This window comes from Rhodococcus sp. 06-221-2, assembly GCF_002258365.1.
In the GTDB taxonomy this organism is placed as follows: Bacteria; Actinomycetota; Actinomycetes; order Mycobacteriales; family Mycobacteriaceae; genus Rhodococcoides; species Rhodococcoides fascians.
Map to the genome: position 1 here is coordinate 177,623 of NZ_NOYJ01000038.1, position 17,181 is coordinate 194,803.

Annotated in this window: 15 protein-coding genes and 1 pseudogene; 6 read left to right on the forward strand and 10 right to left on the reverse strand. The window is 66.1% G+C overall.

The features are described 5' to 3' along the window. Nucleotides 1–126: 126 nt before the first annotated feature. Nucleotides 127–2,649, reverse strand: coding sequence for an ABC transporter permease (locus tag CH281_RS26430; protein ID WP_032382474.1), 2,523 nt, complete (start codon nt 2,647–2,649; stop codon nt 127–129). Nucleotides 2,650–2,717: 68 nt separating this feature from the next. Then, nucleotides 2,718–3,452 carry an ABC transporter ATP-binding protein gene (locus CH281_RS26435; RefSeq protein WP_032367760.1) on the reverse strand — a complete coding sequence of 245 codons (735 nt, stop codon included), beginning with the start codon at nt 3,450–3,452 and terminating at the stop codon, nt 2,718–2,720. A 75-nt stretch (nt 3,453–3,527) separates the two neighbouring features. Here CH281_RS26435 and CH281_RS26440 point away from each other — a divergent pair, with 75 nt between their 5' ends. Then, nucleotides 3,528–4,292 (forward strand): deoxyribonuclease IV, encoded by a 765-nt coding sequence (locus tag CH281_RS26440; RefSeq protein ID WP_094695931.1) that lies wholly within the window; start codon nt 3,528–3,530, stop codon nt 4,290–4,292. 12 nt (nt 4,293–4,304) lie between these two features. Here CH281_RS26440 and CH281_RS26445 read toward each other — a convergent pair whose 3' ends face one another. From CH281_RS26445 to CH281_RS26465, 5 genes are all read right to left on the reverse strand, one after another. Then, entirely contained in the window at nt 4,305–4,991 is a 687-nt protein-coding gene (locus tag CH281_RS26445; RefSeq protein ID WP_143544890.1) for a hypothetical protein, read from the reverse strand. A 56-nt stretch (nt 4,992–5,047) separates the two neighbouring features. Beyond that, nucleotides 5,048–5,572, reverse strand: a complete 525-nt coding sequence (locus CH281_RS26450) for a DUF309 domain-containing protein (protein ID WP_094695932.1) — start codon at nt 5,570–5,572, stop codon at nt 5,048–5,050. A 54-nt stretch (nt 5,573–5,626) separates the two neighbouring features. Beyond that, complete coding sequence (locus CH281_RS26455; RefSeq protein ID WP_027495206.1) at nt 5,627–6,859, reverse strand: multidrug effflux MFS transporter; 1,233 nt, start codon at nt 6,857–6,859, stop codon at nt 5,627–5,629. Between the two features lie 99 nt (nt 6,860–6,958). Beyond that, nucleotides 6,959–7,903, reverse strand: coding sequence for an aldo/keto reductase (locus CH281_RS26460; RefSeq protein ID WP_094651276.1), 945 nt, complete (start codon nt 7,901–7,903; stop codon nt 6,959–6,961). A 50-nt stretch (nt 7,904–7,953) separates the two neighbouring features. Continuing rightward, nucleotides 7,954–8,898: a DNA-3-methyladenine glycosylase family protein gene (locus CH281_RS26465; RefSeq protein ID WP_032407857.1), complete on the reverse strand. Its 945-nt coding sequence runs from the start codon at nt 8,896–8,898 to the stop codon at nt 7,954–7,956. Between the two features lie 106 nt (nt 8,899–9,004). Here CH281_RS26465 and CH281_RS26470 point away from each other — a divergent pair, with 106 nt between their 5' ends. From CH281_RS26470 to CH281_RS26480, 3 genes are all read left to right on the forward strand, one after another. Beyond that, nucleotides 9,005–11,443 carry a helix-turn-helix transcriptional regulator gene (locus tag CH281_RS26470; protein ID WP_094695918.1) on the forward strand — a complete coding sequence of 813 codons (2,439 nt, stop codon included), beginning with the start codon at nt 9,005–9,007 and terminating at the stop codon, nt 11,441–11,443. Nucleotides 11,444–11,558: 115 nt separating this feature from the next. Continuing rightward, nucleotides 11,559–12,749: an MFS transporter gene (locus tag CH281_RS26475; RefSeq protein ID WP_094695919.1), complete on the forward strand. Its 1,191-nt coding sequence runs from the start codon at nt 11,559–11,561 to the stop codon at nt 12,747–12,749. Between the two features lie 81 nt (nt 12,750–12,830). Continuing rightward, entirely contained in the window at nt 12,831–13,706 is an 876-nt protein-coding gene (locus CH281_RS26480; protein ID WP_094695920.1) for a helix-turn-helix transcriptional regulator, read from the forward strand. Here CH281_RS26480 and CH281_RS26485 read toward each other — a convergent pair. The 3 genes from CH281_RS26485 to CH281_RS26495 all read right to left on the reverse strand — a co-directional run bounded on the left by CH281_RS26485 (nt 13,652) and on the right by CH281_RS26495 (nt 16,609). Continuing rightward, the gene (locus CH281_RS26485; protein WP_094621896.1) at nt 13,652–14,197 is read right to left on the reverse strand and encodes an MmyB family transcriptional regulator; all 546 of its coding nucleotides are present in this window, start codon (nt 14,195–14,197) and stop codon (nt 13,652–13,654) included. The genes CH281_RS26480 and CH281_RS26485 overlap by 55 nt on opposite strands. Nucleotides 14,198–14,306: 109 nt before the next feature. Next, nucleotides 14,307–15,320 (reverse strand): GlxA family transcriptional regulator, encoded by a 1,014-nt coding sequence (locus CH281_RS26490; RefSeq protein WP_256984040.1) that lies wholly within the window; start codon nt 15,318–15,320, stop codon nt 14,307–14,309. Continuing rightward, on the reverse strand, nt 15,317–16,609 hold the full coding sequence (locus CH281_RS26495; RefSeq protein ID WP_256984041.1) for a helix-turn-helix transcriptional regulator: 1,293 nt from the start codon (nt 16,607–16,609) through the stop codon (nt 15,317–15,319). Before CH281_RS26495 ends, CH281_RS26490 begins: the two co-directional genes overlap by 4 nt. 133 nt (nt 16,610–16,742) lie before the next feature. Between CH281_RS26495 and CH281_RS26500 the strand changes: the two genes are divergently transcribed. Both CH281_RS26500 and CH281_RS27460 read left to right on the forward strand, forming a co-directional pair. Next, the gene (locus tag CH281_RS26500; RefSeq protein WP_230074136.1) at nt 16,743–17,003 is read left to right on the forward strand and encodes a DUF3263 domain-containing protein; all 261 of its coding nucleotides are present in this window, start codon (nt 16,743–16,745) and stop codon (nt 17,001–17,003) included. A gap of 37 nt (nt 17,004–17,040) precedes the next feature. Further along, a pseudogene (locus tag CH281_RS27460) lies at nt 17,041–17,181 on the forward strand (S-(hydroxymethyl)mycothiol dehydrogenase); the annotation flags it as partial.

Genomic DNA, 17,181 nt, shown 5'->3' on the forward strand with positions numbered 1-17,181 from the left:
TAAAGTAGACGCGGGCCGTCTTTCCGCGCAAGCCGAAAACCGGACATTTCGTAACGAACGGGTGTCGTTACGAAATGCCCGGTGTCGGGGCGACCCTGATCAGAGGTCGGCTATCGCCGACCCCGATCAGAGGTCGGCTATCGCCTCCAGCGGTTTGGTGCGCGCGGCCCGAACGGCAGGCCACAGAGCGGCCAGCACTCCGACCACCGCGGACCCGAGAAGCATTGCGACGACCTGCCCCCAGGGCACCGTCATGGCACCCAGGCCCTCGTCGCGCAGGGTCTGGACGAAGCCCCACCCGAAGGCGATGCCGAGGGCGACGCCGACGATGGCACCGAACAGGGCGATGAGCAGCGACTCGAGGTAGATGATGCGACGCACCTGCGGTCGCTGCATTCCTATCGCCCTGAGCATGCCGATCTCGCGTCGGCGTTCGACGACCGACAGGGCGAGGGTGTTGACGATGCCCAGCACTGCGATGACCACGGCCAGGGCGAGAAGTCCGTACAGCACCGCGAGCAGTGTGTCGATCTGCTGGCCTTGGCTGCCCTTGAATTCTTCGACGTCCTGTACCTGCACCACCACGGACGGTTTGGTCGCAGCCTCGAGGTCGGTGCGCAGCGTACCGAGGTCGGTTCCGGGCGCGGCTTTGACGAGGACCAGCAGATCCGACCGCGTAATGGATGGCGTCACCTTCTCGTAGATGTCGCCCGAGACGATCCAACTGCCGATCAGTGGGTTGTCGGTGAACACACCGGTGACGGTGACGGGAACCGAAGCTCCGTCGACGGAGTCGAACACGACCTGGGTGCCGATGTCCCAGCCCTTGGTGGACGCTTCGGTCTCGGACACCGAGAAGCCGTTGCTCTCGAGGTCTGCGGTGCCCCGAACCATGGACAGGTCGAGCAGCCCTTCCGGGGAGCCGTCGATGGCAGCGCCGAATTCCTCTTCTCCGGCGATCGTGACGAACACCGGATGCAGCACAGCGGTTCGTTCCACCCCGTCGACCTGTTGTGCGGCCGCCGTGGCTCCGGCCGGGACACCGATCGACTGTGGACCGGACAGGATGTAGTCGGCTTCGACGCCGGTGTCGACGAGTGAATCGACACTCGCCTTCGCCGTCGACCCTAGTACCCCGATGACGGTGACGAGCATGAGGCCGAGCATCAACGCGAATGCTGTGGCTGCCGTGCGGCGCGGATTGCGCACCGAGTTGGTTCTGGCCAAGCGACCGATCGCACCGAACGGCCGGGTGAGGACGGCCCCGAGCGCTCCCACGACGGGCCGTGACAACGACGGTGCGGCCAGGGCCGTGGCCACGATCGCCGCCACCGCGCCGACGCCGACGGTTGCTGCGGCAGCGCCGCCGGTCGACTGAGCGCCGATGACTATCGCTGCCGCTCCGGCAATACCCAGTCCGACGCCGATGAACGTCCGGGTTCGCAGGGTGTCGCCGGCGGACGCGAACTCCTCGCGCATTGCGGCCACCGGTGGAATCTTGGCTGCTCGCCGCGCCGGTGCGTAGGCGCTGAGGACGGTGACGATGATGCCCACCGCGAAGGCGACGACGACGGTGCGTGGTTCGAGGGCGAGTGGGCCCGACGGCAACCCGAGGTCGAAGGCATTGAGCAGAGCGCGCAATCCGTACGCAAGTCCCACACCGCCGGCGAAGCCCAGCACACTTCCGATGACGCCGACGACGACCGCTTCGAGTACGACCGAGCGACTGACCTGCCCGCGGCTGGCTCCGATGGCGCGAAGCAGCGCCAGTTCGCGTACCCGCTGAGCGACGATCATCGAGAACGTGTTGTAGATGATGAACGTGCCGACGAGCAGTGCAATGGCACCGAACGCGAGCAGGAAGTACGTGATGAACGACAGTGCCGACTCGACCTCGGCCTTGGTTTCGGCCTGGACGTCGGCAGCGGTCTGCACTTTCAGATCCGGGAACGCGGCGGCGATCTCGTCCCTGAGGTCGCTCTGCGTCTTACCCTGTGCGGCGAGATCGTTGCCCGCGACGTCGATGTACTGCACGTGCGCACCGTCGGTGAACAACTCGTTCGCCTGGCTCTGCACAAACTGAATCCCGATGAAACCACCGGATTCTGTTGCAGTGGAATAGATTCCGGAGATCGTGATGTCGGTGATCCCCTTGGACGGCACGAGGACCTGGGTCGCGTCGCCCACCTTCAGGCCCGCTCGATCGGCGCCACCTGCGTTGATCGCGACCTGGCCGGGCGCGGTGGGGGCCGAGCCGGAGACGAATGTCGCCGGATCGCCGAGCCGCTGCTCGTCCGGCAGGTAGGACTCGCCGATCGTCGGTGCTCCGCCGGATTGCACTGCGGCACCGTCTTTACCCAGCAGAACGAGTTGTCCTCCTACATACGGAGAGACAGCACGCACGCCGGGAAGCGCCGAGATGGCGGCGATGTCCTCGTTGGGTACCCCGCTCGATCGCGCATCCTCGGGGGCGACTCGAACGTCGGCTCCCTGTGCGGTGTCGGCGAACAGTGACGAGAACGTGCGCTGCAGCGTGTCGGTGAAGACGAACGAGCCTGCGACGAACGCGGTTCCGAGTACGACGGACAGAACCGTCAGTGCCAGCCGAACCTTGTGGGCGGCAAGGTTTCGCAGCGACACCTTACGCATGGGGTTGCCCGACGCGGCCCGCGTCGGGGCCTTGTCGGGATTCGATTTCTTGGCGACCGAGTGCGACATCAGTGGACCGTTTCCAGCTTCTTCATGCGCTCGAGGACGGCGTCGGCGGTGGGCGACGCCAGTTGATCGATGACAGCTCCGTCGGCCAGGAACACGACGCGGTCGGCGTAACTGGCCGCTCGTGGGTCGTGGGTGACGATGACGACGGTCTGGTCGAATTCGTCTGCGGCCGTGCGCAGAATCGACAGCACCTCACCGGACGAACGAGAGTCCAGGTTGCCCGTCGGCTCGTCGCCGAACACGATGTCGGGTCGACCGGCCAGTGCGCGGGCGCACGCCACGCGCTGTTGCTGCCCACCCGAGAGTTCGCTCGGGCGATGGCCCAGGCGGTCGCGCAGGCCCAGTCGGTCGACGACGGTATCGAGCCAGCCCTGATCCGGGGTGCGTCCGGCGATGTCGAGCGGCAGAGTGATGTTCTCGAGTGCGGTCAGGGTGGGCACCAGATTGAAGGCCTGGAACACGAAACCAATTCGGTCCCTTCGTAACCCGGTCATCTCCTTGTCGGACAGCGCCGTCAGCTCGGTGTCACCGATCGTGACCGTGCCCGAGGACGCGGTGTCCAACCCGGCCAGGCAATGCATCAGTGTGGATTTGCCCGAGCCGGACGGGCCCATGATGGCGGTGAATTCTCCGCGGGCGAACTCGACGTTCACCCCGGACAGTGCGTGCACCTGGGTGTCGCCAGAACCGTAGACCTTCGATACGTCGACCGCACGTGCGGCAATGTCGCTCATGGGTGCCAGTGTTTCAGTGTTCGGGCCCGGTCGCTATCAGGGGAGACCCTGAACTCGACCCCTATGATGGGCGTCATGCGCATCGGAGCACATGTCCGCGACAGCAGCGACCCTCTGGGCACGGCCGAGACGCTCGGCGTCGACCTGGTCCAGATGTTTCTGACGGATCCGCAGAAGTGGAACAAGCTCACCCCGCACCCCCAAGGTGAGGCTCTGTTGACCGGAGACGTCGACGTGGTGGTGCACTCGTCCTATGTTCTGAACGTGGCGAGCCTGAACAATCGCATCCGAATCCCGTCCCGCAAGGCGGTCGTCGAACAGGCCGCAGCAGCTGCCGAGATCGGTGCGATCGGTTTGGTGGTGCACGGCGGTCACGTCCGAGAGGGCGAGGACACCGCCAAGGGAATCGACAACTGGCGCAAGCTGTTCGAGCGTCAGGCCGAGCAGGGTGGTTTCGGCGTACCGATCTTCGTCGAGAACACTGCCGGCGGTGACTCGGCGATGGCGAGGCGCTTCGACGACATCGCGCGGTTGTGGGACGCCATCGGGGAGTTCGGTGCCGGTTTCTGTCTCGACACCTGCCATGCGTGGGCCGGCGGCGAAGACCTGATCGACGTGGTCGATCGCGTCAAGGCCATCACCGGACGAATCGACCTGGTGCATCTGAACAATTCACGCGACGAGTTCGACTCTGCCCGCGACCGGCACGCGAACCTGGGCACCGGAACCATCGACGCGGACATTCTGACGGCCGTCGCGCTCGCCGCCGATGCACCGGTGATCCTCGAAACTCCGGCCGAGGGAATCGACGACGACGTGAGGCTGCTGAAAAGCCTGTAGCGAATCCGGCGGTTACGAGGGCGCTGCCGTCAGCTCGGTGGTCGCTGCGGCCCACAGCCGGACCAGTTCGTCCATTCCCTCGATGCCGGCACACCAGGTGATTCGGGCCGACACGAGCCCTGATTCCGTCGCGCCGATCGCGATGTCGATGGCGTACTCGTCATGGCCGGCGTCGGCTTCGGATGCGCCACGGCGGAACAGAATCTGCGCTCCCGGGCGGCAGGCCAGCGCCGGGTAGTTCCGGGTCAGCGGGTAGTCGCGGCCACCGTGAGGTGCCGAGTCCAGCCGTCTGCAGACGTCGTCGACGAGGTACGAGGCGCGGGCGGATTCGGTGAGGGCGTCGACCGGAACGGCGGGGAGCCGGACGGGATGGACGAATCCGGTGTCGTCGACGTCGATATCGACCAGGACGCCCGACGACGAGCCGCGGCGGTTGTCTCGTTGCCACGTGGACACCGCAGATCCGAGCGCGGCGAGCAGCCGAGCGTCGAGCCGGTGGGTGTTCGCGGGAACGGGCAGCGTGACCGTGGTGCGCTCACGGAGCGGAGACGGCGTGACCTGCAGCGGACGTTCGGCCGGGGTCAGGACAGCGACCCAATAGGGAACCTGTTCGGCGACCTCGGTGCAGAAGGTACGTCCGAGCTGAGCTGGGCTGATCGTCTCGCGATGGGCGAGTTTCAGCGGTGCGAACACGGTCACGCCGAGGAACCCCACTTCCGGTGAAGATTGTCCTAGCCTTACCTAATTACTTCAGGCTAGCTCGAGTCCGGCCGGTGTGCCAGGACGCCCCCGTCCGATCCCGATTCCACCGCCCGGCGCAGTGCGGGAACGCCTGGTGAGCTCGGTAACGTTCCCGTCTCCAGGTCCTCGAGCAGGTCCTCGGACCAGCCGAGCAGACCCGTCACGTCGATCCGGTGCGGGGGCTCGACCTCGTAACCGATCAGGCGGTCGTGTCCTTGGCGAAGCAACGAAGCGGCACCTACGCGATTTCCTCGCATCAGGTGCGTCAATCCGACGGCCAGTTGCGCGAGGCCCTGCCACAGCTCGCGTTCGTCCGGGACGCAGCTCTTCCACGTGCCCTCGAGTACCTCGTGGGCGTGAAACGGCATACGTGCGTCCAGGAATCGCTGCGCTTCGGTGAGTGCGGCGTCCGGTGGAAGACGGAGATCGTCGGGAACCCGGGGTGTTCCGGTGCCGCCGCGGGCCAGCGGGCGGCCGAGGCCGTCGCGCGGCCGGGCGTTGAGGGGCTTGCCCTGCGGGTCGCGCTCGCGTTCGGCCATGGCGGTCACCCTAGTGGGGTGACCGCCATGGCCCACACGATGACGCGAGTGAGGTCACCGACGTGCGGACAGGACGGTCACCGACCCGAGTGCGATCAGCGCTGCCGCCGAGGTGGCGACCATCGTCGTCGAGACGGCGATCGCGTCGTTGCCCAGTGCACCGACGATCGGTGCGACGATCGCCCCGAGCCCGAACTGCGCGGCACCGAGTAGTGCAGCTGCGCCGCCTGCCGCTTCCCCGTGGCGGGACAGCGCCAGCGCGGGCGCGTTGGGCATGACGAACCCGACGGCCCCGAGTACGAACCACAGCGGGACGACGAACCCAGCCATGCCGCCGACCTCGGTGACCGCCAGGACGACCATGATCGCGCCGGCGACGACGCCGAAGGACAGCGCCGACAGGACGATCTGCACCGGTGCGAAGCGTCCCAACAGCAGGACGTTGAGCTGGGATGCGCCGATCAGAGAGATCGCACCGGCCGCGAAGACGATGGCGAATTGTTGCTCGTCGAGGCCGAACTCCTCCTGCAGGACGAACGACGAACCGGCGACGTACGCGAAGAGTGCCGACATGGCCAGGGCAGCGACCATGACGAGGACGACGAACTGCGTGTCCCGCAGCAGCGATCGGTAGGTCCGTAGAACGGGCATGACGCCACTGGCCCGACGACGCTCGGGCGGCAGGGACTCGCGCAGCGACACGATTGCCAGCGTCATCAACGCCACGCCCATGATCGCCAACGCGGCGAACACGAGCCGCCAGGAACCGACGAGAAGTACCGCACCGCCGAGCGACGGTGCCAGAACCGGAGCGACGCCCATGACGAGCATCAGGCGAGACAGGACGGTCGCGGCGGCGCGCCCGCTGAACAGATCTCGGACGATGGCCATGGCGACCACGGCAGCAGCTGCGGCACCGAGGCCCTGAATCACACGCAGGCCGCCGAGTACGGCGATGTTGGGAGCAACGATGCAGGCGAGCGACGCCAGGATGTGCACTCCGGTGCCCACGATGAGGGGCAGTCGTCGGCCGACGATGTCGGACAGCGGCCCGATGACCAGCTGGCCGAGCGCCAGGCCGACCAACGTACCCGCGAGCGTGAGCTGCACTGCAGACGACGGGGTGTTCAGATCCTCGGCGATGGCAGGAAGCGCCGGCAGGTACATGTCGATGGTCAGTGGACCGAGGGCGATGAGCGCGCCGAGTACGAGGATCACCCGGAGGCGCTCGCGTGACGTCGGCTCGGTTGTGGGAGCCGACGTGCTGCTCTCGCGCGTGTCGGTCACCTGCGCGCTGGTTACGGATGTGTTCGATGCTGGGGCCACCCGAAGGTCAGCAGCGTAGGAGCTGATTCTGTTCCCGTTGCTGACTACAACTTTCGTGTCCTATGCCACCGCGTCGGACAGTCCGGTGAGTGTGTCCACCTCGTGGCTGGTCAGACGCAGTGTCGGCGCGTCGAGCAGAGCCGGTACCTGAGCGAGTGAGCTCGCGCTCGCGATCGGTGCGGTGATGCCCGGTCGAGCGAGCAACCAGGCGAGAGCCACACTCGACAGCTCGGCCGAGCGGGAGTCGGCGATCTCCTGCAGGCCCTGCACCACAGCCAGGCCTGCATCGGAGAAGTAGCCCGTCGTCAGTCGCTCGCGCTGGGTACCGGCCAGATCCTCCCGGGTGCGGTACTTACCCGTCAGGAAGCCGGCGGCGAGAGAGAAGTACGGAAACACCCCGAGGCCGTTGTCGACGGCGAGGGCTTGCAGTTCACCCTCGTAGTCGCGACGGGCAACGAGGTTGTAGTGCGGTTGCAGTGCGATCGGTGCCGCGAAACCGTTGTCTTTCGCCAGGCCCAGCCACTCGCGGACCCGCGCGGGGGAGTAGTTCGAGATGGCGACGTGGCGAACTTTGCCTGCCCGGACCAGGTCGTCGAACGCGGCCAGGGACTCGACCAACGGCGTCTTGTCGTCGTCGTAGTGGGCGTAGTAGACGTCGATGTGATCGGTCTGCAGCCTGGCCAGGGATGCGTCGGCTGCGGCCCGAATGTTGTCGGGTGCCAGACCTCGGAACTCGGGATGCTGGCTCACCTTGGTCGCGAGAACGACGTCGTCGCGGTTGCCGCGGGCCGTCATCCACTTGCCGATGATCGTTTCGGATTCGCCGCCGGAGTTGCCGTCGGCGAACGCCGAGTACGAGTCGGCGGTGTCGACGAAATTGCCACCTCCTGCGGTGAACGCGTCCAGGATGTCGAAGGACGTGTCCTCGTCGCTGGTCCAGCCGAAGGTGTTCCCGCCCAGGGCAAGCGGAAAGATGTCCAGATCGGACGTACCGATAGCAACCACGAACTACTCCTTAGGTCGGCGAACAACTCGACTGTACGAGCAGGCCGGGATCAGTGCCAGGTGTGGTCCACCAGCGCGGTCCGTGGCCCGAATTTCGGCTTGGTCGCCTTGCCGCTGAGATACAGGAGCCGAATCGCGCGATGTCGATGTGGTGCCAAGGGCTGCAGATACTCGACCATCTCCGCGTCGTCGATCGGTCTACCCAACAGCGACCACCCCACCACCGCGGCCAGGTGGTAATCGCCCACCGACAACGCGTCGGGATCCCCCAGGGCGCGCTGAGCGGTCTCGGCCGCGGTCCAGATGCCGACGCCCGGGATCGCGCGCAGCCTGCGTTGCGCATCCTCGGGCGTCATGTTCGACGCCTCCTCCAGACGTCCGGCTGCGCGCGCGGCACGGACGATGGTCTTCGACCGGGCCGGGTCGACGTTGGCGCGGTGGTAGTCCCACGACGGGATGCGTCGCCACACGTCGGCCGTGGGAAACACGAACATCGTCTTCGGGGTCGGGCCCGGTGCGGGGTCGCCGAACTTGCTCACCAGGTACCGCCACGAGCCGAACGCCGAAATGCCGTGTACGCGTTGCTCGATGATCGCCGGTATCAGTGCCTCGAGCACCAGACCGGTCCGGCCGAGGCGTAGGTGCGGAAGTTGTCTGTGTGCCTCGCGCAGAATCGGATGGTCGGGAGCGAAGCTCGAGGGGTCGTCGTCCCGGCCGAGGAGAGCCGGGACAGCGTCGAGCAGTTCGTCGGCACCGGGCCCCCAGGCGCGCACCATGACGCTGCTCGGTGAGGCCTGCACCAATCGGTACGTGACCGGGCCGGAAATCATGCGCGACGTCCGCCACACGGCACCGTCCGGCGTGGACTCGTAGGTGGGGTCGCCGCGGCCCCGACGCAGCGGTGACAGGGACATTCGGATGTCGACGCGCTGCTCGAAGTCGACGAGGCGGGTGACGCCGTGATCGGTAGGGCCGGAGGAGGCGTTCTCGGTCATCGCTCGGGTCACCTCCGTCGCAGTCGTGGTCGGCCGGTTCAGTGTGTCCCTGCCAGGGCCATATTCAACACCCTTGCGCAGACACGGGTGAAAATATATTGGACGAATGCCCACATCACCGGATCGCGACGCAGTGCTGCGTGAGGGCCGCTCGTGTTTGTCCGCTTCGCCGGAGAACCGGCGGATCCTGGTGATCTCGGGTGCGCGAGGCATCGGCAAGTCCACGGTTGCCAACACCATCGCGGGCGAGGCGACAGCGCTGGGTTTCCGGGTGGTGGATCTGCCGTGCCTCGCGGGGCTGCTCGATGAGGGGCTGCTGGGTGATCTGGTGGCGGACGACGCGACGCCGACGCTGCTGGTGGTCGACGACCTGCATCTGTTGCCCGCGGGCTCGCGTGACCGACTCGCTCGTGCGGTGAAGACGGCGGTACGTAGCCCGCATGTCCGGTGTGTCGCCACGACCGTCGACACCGTCCCGCCGCCGTTGTGGCGGGAGTTTGCCTTCCATCGTGTGCGACCCCTGCCCGACGACGCGGTGCGCGATCTGTTGAACGGAACGGAAACGTCAGTGGCGCAAAGGCAATCGATCATCGAGCTGTCGCAGGGAAACCCTCTCGTCGCGACCGAACTCGCTCGCGCTGCGCCGATCTGGGGCCGGGATCCATCCGTCGGCGGCGCGATGCTCGACCGCGCCCATCTCACCGATACGCTCGCCGACATCGGCGCGTTCGAGGTCGCCGGGCTCGACGAGGAGTCCAGGCGTCAAATTCTCGGCGATGCGTTGCGACACATCGTCTCTCGCGAGCACGGTGGCGACTCCGTGGCCGCCCACCCACATGGCGACACTGTCGCACAACTGTGGATTCTTGCCTCCTCGACCGCCGAGGAGCGCATCTCCGTTCACCTCGAATCGGCTGTCGACACACGGCTGACGCCCGACGAGCGTCTGGTGCATCGAGCACTCGCAGCCCGAGCGCCCGACGCGCGCCTCGTCGCTGCGCTCGACGAGCGGGCGCACGACCTGGCGTCGCAGCATCGCTACCGCCGGGCGGTGGCGTTGCTCTGCCGTGCAGTAGAGCTCGAATCCGATCGTGGACGCGCCCAGGCCCTCGAGGTGCGGGCGGCGTCCATGGCGGCATTCGCCGGCTTCGTCGATCTCGCGGTAGCAATCTTGGACCGTATGCGGTCGGGACATCCCGATGCGGCCCTGTCCGAGACCGTTCCGGCCCGGGCCTTTGCCGCCGTGGCCCGGGGAGGCGACCCCCGTGCTGCGTTCGGCGTCGTCGTGCAGGCTCTCGATCGATTGCCGAATGCGGTCGCCCCGGACGTCGTCGACCAGTTGATCGGTTCGGCTCTGGCGTACAGCGCACTGAGCGGTGACAGTGAACTCGTTGCCCAGGCCCTGCAATGGGCGGTCAAATACGAACAGCATCTCGATCCGGTCAACGTGCTCGTCGCGCGGTCTCTCGGCGTCTCGGGTTCGAGAGTGCACGTGCGGGCACTCGACAGCCCGGCGCTGCTGAACGCGGTTCGAGCCTCGCTGCGCACCGGAGACCCGTGGAAACCGGTACTGCTGCAGCTGGCGTTGCCCACCTTGCTGTGGGATCCGAACGACAGTTGTCGGCTGTCGGACGTGGTGGACCCTGTCGCAGGTGGGTTTCCGGCCGCCGAGTCTCTGACCCGGCTGCGGCACCTCGCCGCACTCGCCGCTCGCGGACAGTTCTCTGCGTTCGCCGAGGCCGTCTCCTCGGGACTGCCGGATGGCCTTTTCGACGAGCAGGAGTGCCTGCTGAGATCCTCGGTGGCAGCTGTCGCTGGTGGCGAGAAGAGCTGTACCGCAGCCGAATCGGTGGCACTGGGCCGCTTCGACGTCGCCTACGAGCGGATGCGCCGCCGCGATCTCTCGGCGGAGCACTGTTCGATCACTCCGTACGGACCACTCGAAATACTGGATTACGTCGAATCCTGTGTACGGCTGCGGCGGTCGGACGAGGCGCGCACGTATCTCGACCGACTGCGCCGAACCCGGCCCGATTTCTGGGGAGCCCGCCACAGTGCGCTGCTGACTGCAGCCGAAGCGATGCTGGCAGAGGCCGGAGCCGAGGCGCTCTTCGAGGCGAGTCTGCATGAACTACGCACCGCTGGATGGTGTTTCGATGCGCCGCGGGTTGCGCTGGTCTACGGCGAGTGGCTGCGCCGCCACCACCGGGTGGTCGAAAGCCGCGGCCGGTTGAGGTACGCCGCAGATCTGTTCGCAGAACTGGGCGCACGCACGTGGCTGCGCCGAGCCGAGGACGAACTACGGGCTGCAGGAGCCGGCCCGCACCCGCGTGAGGGCGATGCGGGCTCGGGGTTGACCGGGCAGGAACTGCGCATCGCGTCGCTTGCTGCTGCCGGTCTGACCAACAAGGAGATCGGCGAACAGCTGTATCTCTCGGCTCGTACTGTCGGCGGTCATCTGTACCGAGTGTTTCCCAAATTGCAGATCACCACGCGGTCCGCGCTGCGGGACGCACTCCTTCGTTACGAGGGCGGCGGACGGTGAGTGAGCACGTACTCGCCGGCTCTGGTTCGATCTCCTTGTCGACGGCACAGGACGGACGGCCCTTGCAGAACAGGAGATCAGCGTGACCCGATCGGACGAAAAGTCGTCGCCCCGCATGTCGGTGTCGAGTGCGACGGCATTCGTCGGAGTTGCGTTCGCGTTCGTGGTGGCGATGATGGGCACCACCATGCCGACGCCGCTCTATGCGCTCTACGAGGTCGAGTTCCACTTCTCCGTCTTCGTCGTCACCCTCGTGTTCGCGGCGTATGCCGTCGGTGTGCTCGCAGCTCTGTTGGCGTTCGGCCGCTGGTCCGACTCGTTGGGACGACGCCCGATGCTGTTGGCGGCCATAGCATTCGGATTGATCAGCGCCGTGGTGTTCGTCACCGCCGGCTCGCTGACGGCCCTGGTGATCGGCCGCGTGTTGTCGGGAATCTCGGCCGGCATCTTCGTCGGTACCGCGACGGTGACGTTGATCGAGTTGGTACCCGATCGATGGCGTGACCGTGCATCCGCGATCGCTACCGCAGCGAACATCGGGGGCCTCGGCCTCGGACCGTTGGTGGCCGGAGTGCTCGCGGAGTACCTACCGCAACCGTTGCGTCTGACGTTCGTCGTCGACATGGTTCTGCTGGCTGCGGCAGCAGTGGCGGTGTTCCTCGCACCCGAGACGGTGCGGGTGGACGGCGGAGCACGCCCGCACATGCAGCGGCTGTCCGTTCCACCGGAGGTGCGCGGCACCTTCGTGCGCGCCTCGATCGGAGGATTCGCGGGGTTCGCCGTACTTGGCCTGTTCACTGCCGTCTCGCCGGGATTCATCGGCAGTGTGTTGGGAGTCGACAATCACGCCGTCACCGGGGTGGTGGTGTTCACGGTCTTCGCTGCGTCGGCGACAGCCCAGATTGCTTTGCGCGCTGCCGATCCCGCGTCGGCGCAGCGGTGGGGATGCGCGCTGCTGCTGCTCGGTCTGGTGTTCCTGGCCGCGTCGCTGCTGCTGACCTCGTTGGTCATTCTGGTGGTAGCGGCGCTGCTCTGCGGCGTCGGTCAGGGCATGACATTCGCCAACGGCATGTCCACGATCGGTGCCGAGCTTCCTCCGCACCGTCGGGCAGAGGTCACCTCGACTTTCTTCGTCGTGTTGTACATCGCGATCTCGGTACCGGTGATCGGGGCCGGAGCCGTGGCGACCGGATGGGGCCTGGTGACGGCGGGAGTGGTGTTCGCCGTCGTGATTGCGGTGCTCGCGGCGGTGGCGTTCGTGCTGTTGACCATCGATCTGCGCAAGTCTCGGGCTGTCGTGTCCTGAAACGGTCGACAGTGGGCCGGATTCGTACTCGATTCGGGACGGCGGGTAGGAGATGATGGTTGTCGACAGGAGGTCCTGACGATGGCCGAACGCTCGTTGCTTGCGGACTTCCTTCGGGTGCGCCGGGAATCTCTGCAACCCGAGCAGGTGGGTCTGGTGCGCGACGGCAACCGCCGAGTGCGCGGACTGCGACGAGAAGAGATCGCCCGGCTCGCCGATATCAGCGCAGACTACTACCTGAGGCTCGAGCAGGGGCGCAATCATCAACCCTCCGAGCAGGTTCTGGCTGCGCTGAGTCGGGCTCTGCGTTTGGACGAGGACGAGCGGGCGTACTTCCACCGGGTGGCGCGCGCGCAGTCCGGCCCGGCCGTGGTCGAGGCGCTTCCGCCGCGGGTGACCGAGGCGTCGGCCCGGGTGTTGGAGCAGTGGGTCCACACGCCGGCGTACATCACCGACCGCCATCACGATCTGCTTGCGCTCAACGCTCCGGCCGCGCTGATGACGCCGGGTCTGAAAGTGGGTACCAACCTGATGCTCGATGTGTTCGCGCACGAGCACAGTGCCGCCTCGCCGGAGGACTGGGCCGCCACGGCGCAGCGAATGGTGTCGGCGCTGCGATTCCACGCGGCACCGGGTCACCCGCGACTGACGGAGTTGGTGGGCAGATTGTCGGTGGAGAGCCGCGCTTTTCGCAGGATGTGGGCCACACACGACGTACGGCCGTTGTCGTCGAGCATCTCCGTCGTCCCGGTGGAGCCGTTCGGTCTGGTCGAATTCCGTTCGCAGACTTTGGAGATCGTCGGCGAGGGTGGGCAGTTCATCACCACCTACTTCGCCGATCCCGGTAGTCGGTCGGCATCGGCGATCCGGCATCTGGTTGCCGGAGTCCCCAGCCGCGACACTCAGTTCGTTGTTCCTCGGTCCGATTCGGACGATCGGACCGCGTCGGCCAGTTGACGTAGAGCTGCCCTCGACTGTGCTGTTCGGGGCCGCAGCACCATCAGTACGTGGTCCTCGGCGGCAGGCATCAACAGGTAGTCGAGCATCAACGGACCGACGACGGCATGTTCGATCGTCATGGTTCCGGTCTTTCTCGCGCTGGTCTCACCGGCCCACTTCTGCGCGAATGCCGAACTACGGGTGGACAGTTCGCCGACGATGCGGCGAAAGGAGTCGTCTGGCTCGTGCCGATCCAACGACTCACGAAGCATGGCGACCACCTGATCCGCCGACGATTCCCACCCGGCAGGCGGGTCGGCGGCGGGATCGTCTCGATCGCCGCAGAGCGAACCGGCGTCGACGAATGTGAACACGGCCAGATTGACCCCCTCGGCGAAGCTCGGCGACACCGCACGAGCGAGCATCGTGGACGATTCGACGGTCAGATGCCGATCCAGCAGTACCGCAGGCGAATACGCCCAGGACTCGAGCGCCTCCACGTTGTGCATGATTCGACCATAGATCCAGGCGGTTGCCGGTCCGGTAACCCTGCCAGGGCCACCTTCGACCGGCGGTGTTCGATCCTCCCGAGGTGAACGAAAGCGTTGGGGCCGACTATCACTGGGCTGGATCGGTCGTGCGGAACTTTCTCTGGTAATCCGACGGTGTCACCCCGAACTTGGTGACCAACGCACGCCGAAAAGCAGCGGGCGTGCCGAATCCTGCGTCGGCAGCGGCCCGGGCCACGGAATAGCCGGACTCGAGTGCGGCTACCGCGATATCGAGACGCATCGCGGTCACGTAATCGAGAGGCGTCGTGCCCAGTTCCTCGCGCACGATGCGATTGAGATGTCGCACACTGACATTGGCGTGTGCCGCGAGAGCGCTCAGGTTCGCGGGTCGTGTCGGGTCGGCATGGATGTAGTCGGTGATAGCGCGAGAGACCTGGGTCCGCGGCGGCGGACCTTTCAGCGACACCGAATACTGCGACTGGCCGCCGGAGCGCTGCATGTACACCAGCAGTAGTTGCGCGACCGTTCTGGCTATCGGGGCACCGTGATCACTTTCGACCAACGCCAACGCCAGATCGATTCCGGCAGCGACCCCGGCCGAGGTGTAGATGTCGCCGTCGCGAACGAAGATCGAATCCGGTTGGACACGCGTGTCGGGAAAGCGTTCCGCCAGAGCCGACGTGAACTTCCAGTGAGTGGTCGCACTCCGGCCGTCGAGCAGACCGGATCCCGCCAGCGCGAACGCCCCACTGCAGATAGACGCCACCCGCCGCGCTCGGGGCGCGAGCAGCGCCACCGCGTCGAGCAACGCCGGGTCCTCGAAGACGGCCGGAGCCGATTCGCTACCGGGAACGATGAGGGTGTCGAAGTCGCCGCTGTCGGCGACGGCGGCGTTCACCGACACCGTCATTCCCATCGAGGTCACCACGTCACCGCCGTCGATCGAGAGGAAGACGATGTCGTAGCCGTCGACTCGCTGGTTCGCTTCGAGGAAGACCTCGGCCGGGCCGACGAAGTCGAGCATCTTGACCTGGTCGAAGAGCAGAATGCCGATGCGCCGACGCTGGGTCGGACCACGCCGAGACGGGTCGTCGTTCACCCGAGTGGTCGAACGCGTCACGATGCTCGGATTCCGGCCTTCATGCCCACGGCACCCGCTTCACCGCGGGTCTTGACCTCGAGCTTCCTCAGGATGCTTGCGACGTGGAACTTCACCGTGCTCTCGCCGATGTTGAGGCTCGCGGCAATGTCCTTGTTGCGCTTGCCGTATGCGAGGTAGCCGAGAACTTCTCTCTCGCGACGGTTGAGGGCGGCGAGAAGTTGTTCGTCGGCTCGTGCGGGAGGCGGGTCGAGAGGAATCGCGATGCTCACGCGTGATCCCCACCCGGCGGTGGATTCGAACGAGATCGATCCCCGGAGGGTGTGCACGCGTCCGGAGAGCTGTTGGGTCAGAGTCTCGGTGTCGCAGGCGTGCAGGCCGTCGTTGCGGACTTCGAGCAGCAGGTTGGTTCCGTCGCAATCCCACGCGATACGTACCCGTCGAACATCCGGCTGAGCCACGTAGGCGAGTACGACGGTCCGAACCACGGCTCGCGCCGCGCGTGCGATTTCGCCGGGGACCGGTCTTCCGTCGACTGGGGGAGCGACATATTCGACGTCGATCGAGGACTGGTCCAACACAGTGGCGAGCTCCCCCTGCAGCCTGGCGAAGGCGGTGGTCACTGCTTCCTGCCCCAGCTCACGGTTGGCTTCTTCGATGGAGCGAAGCTCGATCAGTGCCGCCGACGCGGTATCGCTGGCGGTTGCGCGTGCTCGCGCGTCATCGAGGTCCTTCGAGCGCAGCGTGGACAGCACGGACGTGAGGGTATCGACGTGGGCGTCGACCATCTCCGAGATCACCCGAGCACGCTCGCTCGAGGCCGCCAGGGATTCGGCGAGATACGCAGGACTCGCCTGGACCACCTGATGGCGTATGGAGGTGGCTACGATTCCGAACGCAACGCCGACGTCTGAATCCGGATCGAACTGCGGCGCAGCCGATTTGGGCACCAGAACCAGCAGGGTGTCGGTGGTGTCGTCGAGTTGCGTCGCGAGACGTCGCTGTGCACCGGCCAGGCGCCCCGGGCCGTCCAGAGCTCGGTGTCCACTCTGCTGCACCGATTGCTTGAGGTCGTCGAGCTCCTTGATCGTCACGCGGCTCGTCATCGACTCGTCGCCACTGACTTTTCTCGGACGGCCGGTGCATTCCCTGGTGAAAATGATCATCGCCGAGTGCGGATACCGCTGCGACGACCACCACGAAAAACGAGCAGCTATCTCGACCAGCGGACCGGTCAGGACCTCCCGAAGCGCGGCGAGCGAGTCGGTCGGTTCGGACCTGGCGGTGGTCGACGGGGCAGGGCTGCTCACGTGCGCATCCTAATACTCGGACCGGCGTCGTGTGATGTCCGTTCGGCCAGTGATTGCTAGCCGTTGTGCGTGGTTCTTTTCTCGCGGTATGACGACAACCTGGACATCGGATTCATCGACGAAGGGAACACCGTTGAGGACGACCACCGAAACCCTCGCGTCGACTCTCGGCTGCCCGGAAACGAAGCGCATGATCGACTTCGCGACCCGGTGGATGCCCTACGGCGGCGGGCCGGCCGAGGACATTCTGGTCGGGTTCGGAATCAGCCCGACCGAGTACTTCACCAGACTCGCCGCAGTGCTTCGCGAACCCGACACAGAATCGACTCTCGACCGCGACACGATGTCCGCGTTGCTCGAGGTGTGCCGCCGCAGGCTCTGGCTCGGCGAGTGAATCGTCCTCCGTACATCACCTGACCTCAGGAGTGCTTGTGTCACAAACCGTTCATGCCGTCGTCGCGAAGGCGAAGGGTGAGCCCGTCTCGATCGAGACGATCACCATTCCCGATCCCGGCCCGAACGATGTCGTGGTCACCATCGCCGCGTGCGGGGTGTGTCATACCGATCTGCAT

Coding starts and splice junctions, on each gene's coding strand:
- CH281_RS26450 (WP_094695932.1), bottom strand. CDS start 5,572: ATGGCCGAACGCGAGCGCGACCCGCAGGGCAAGCCCCTCAACGCCCGG.
- CH281_RS26485 (WP_094621896.1), bottom strand. CDS start 14,197: ATGCACAACGTGGAGGCGCTCGAGTCCTGGGCGTATTCGCCTGCGGTA.
- CH281_RS26480 (WP_094695920.1), top strand. CDS start 12,831: ATGGCCGAACGCTCGTTGCTTGCGGACTTCCTTCGGGTGCGCCGGGAA.
- CH281_RS26435 (WP_032367760.1), bottom strand. CDS start 3,452: ATGAGCGACATTGCCGCACGTGCGGTCGACGTATCGAAGGTCTACGGT.
- CH281_RS26470 (WP_094695918.1), top strand. CDS start 9,005: ATGCCCACATCACCGGATCGCGACGCAGTGCTGCGTGAGGGCCGCTCG.
- CH281_RS26430 (WP_032382474.1), bottom strand. CDS start 2,649: ATGCGTAAGGTGTCGCTGCGAAACCTTGCCGCCCACAAGGTTCGGCTG.
- CH281_RS26465 (WP_032407857.1), bottom strand. CDS start 8,898: ATGACCGAGAACGCCTCCTCCGGCCCTACCGATCACGGCGTCACCCGC.
- CH281_RS26475 (WP_094695919.1), top strand. CDS start 11,559: ATGTCGGTGTCGAGTGCGACGGCATTCGTCGGAGTTGCGTTCGCGTTC.
- CH281_RS26440 (WP_094695931.1), top strand. CDS start 3,528: ATGCGCATCGGAGCACATGTCCGCGACAGCAGCGACCCTCTGGGCACG.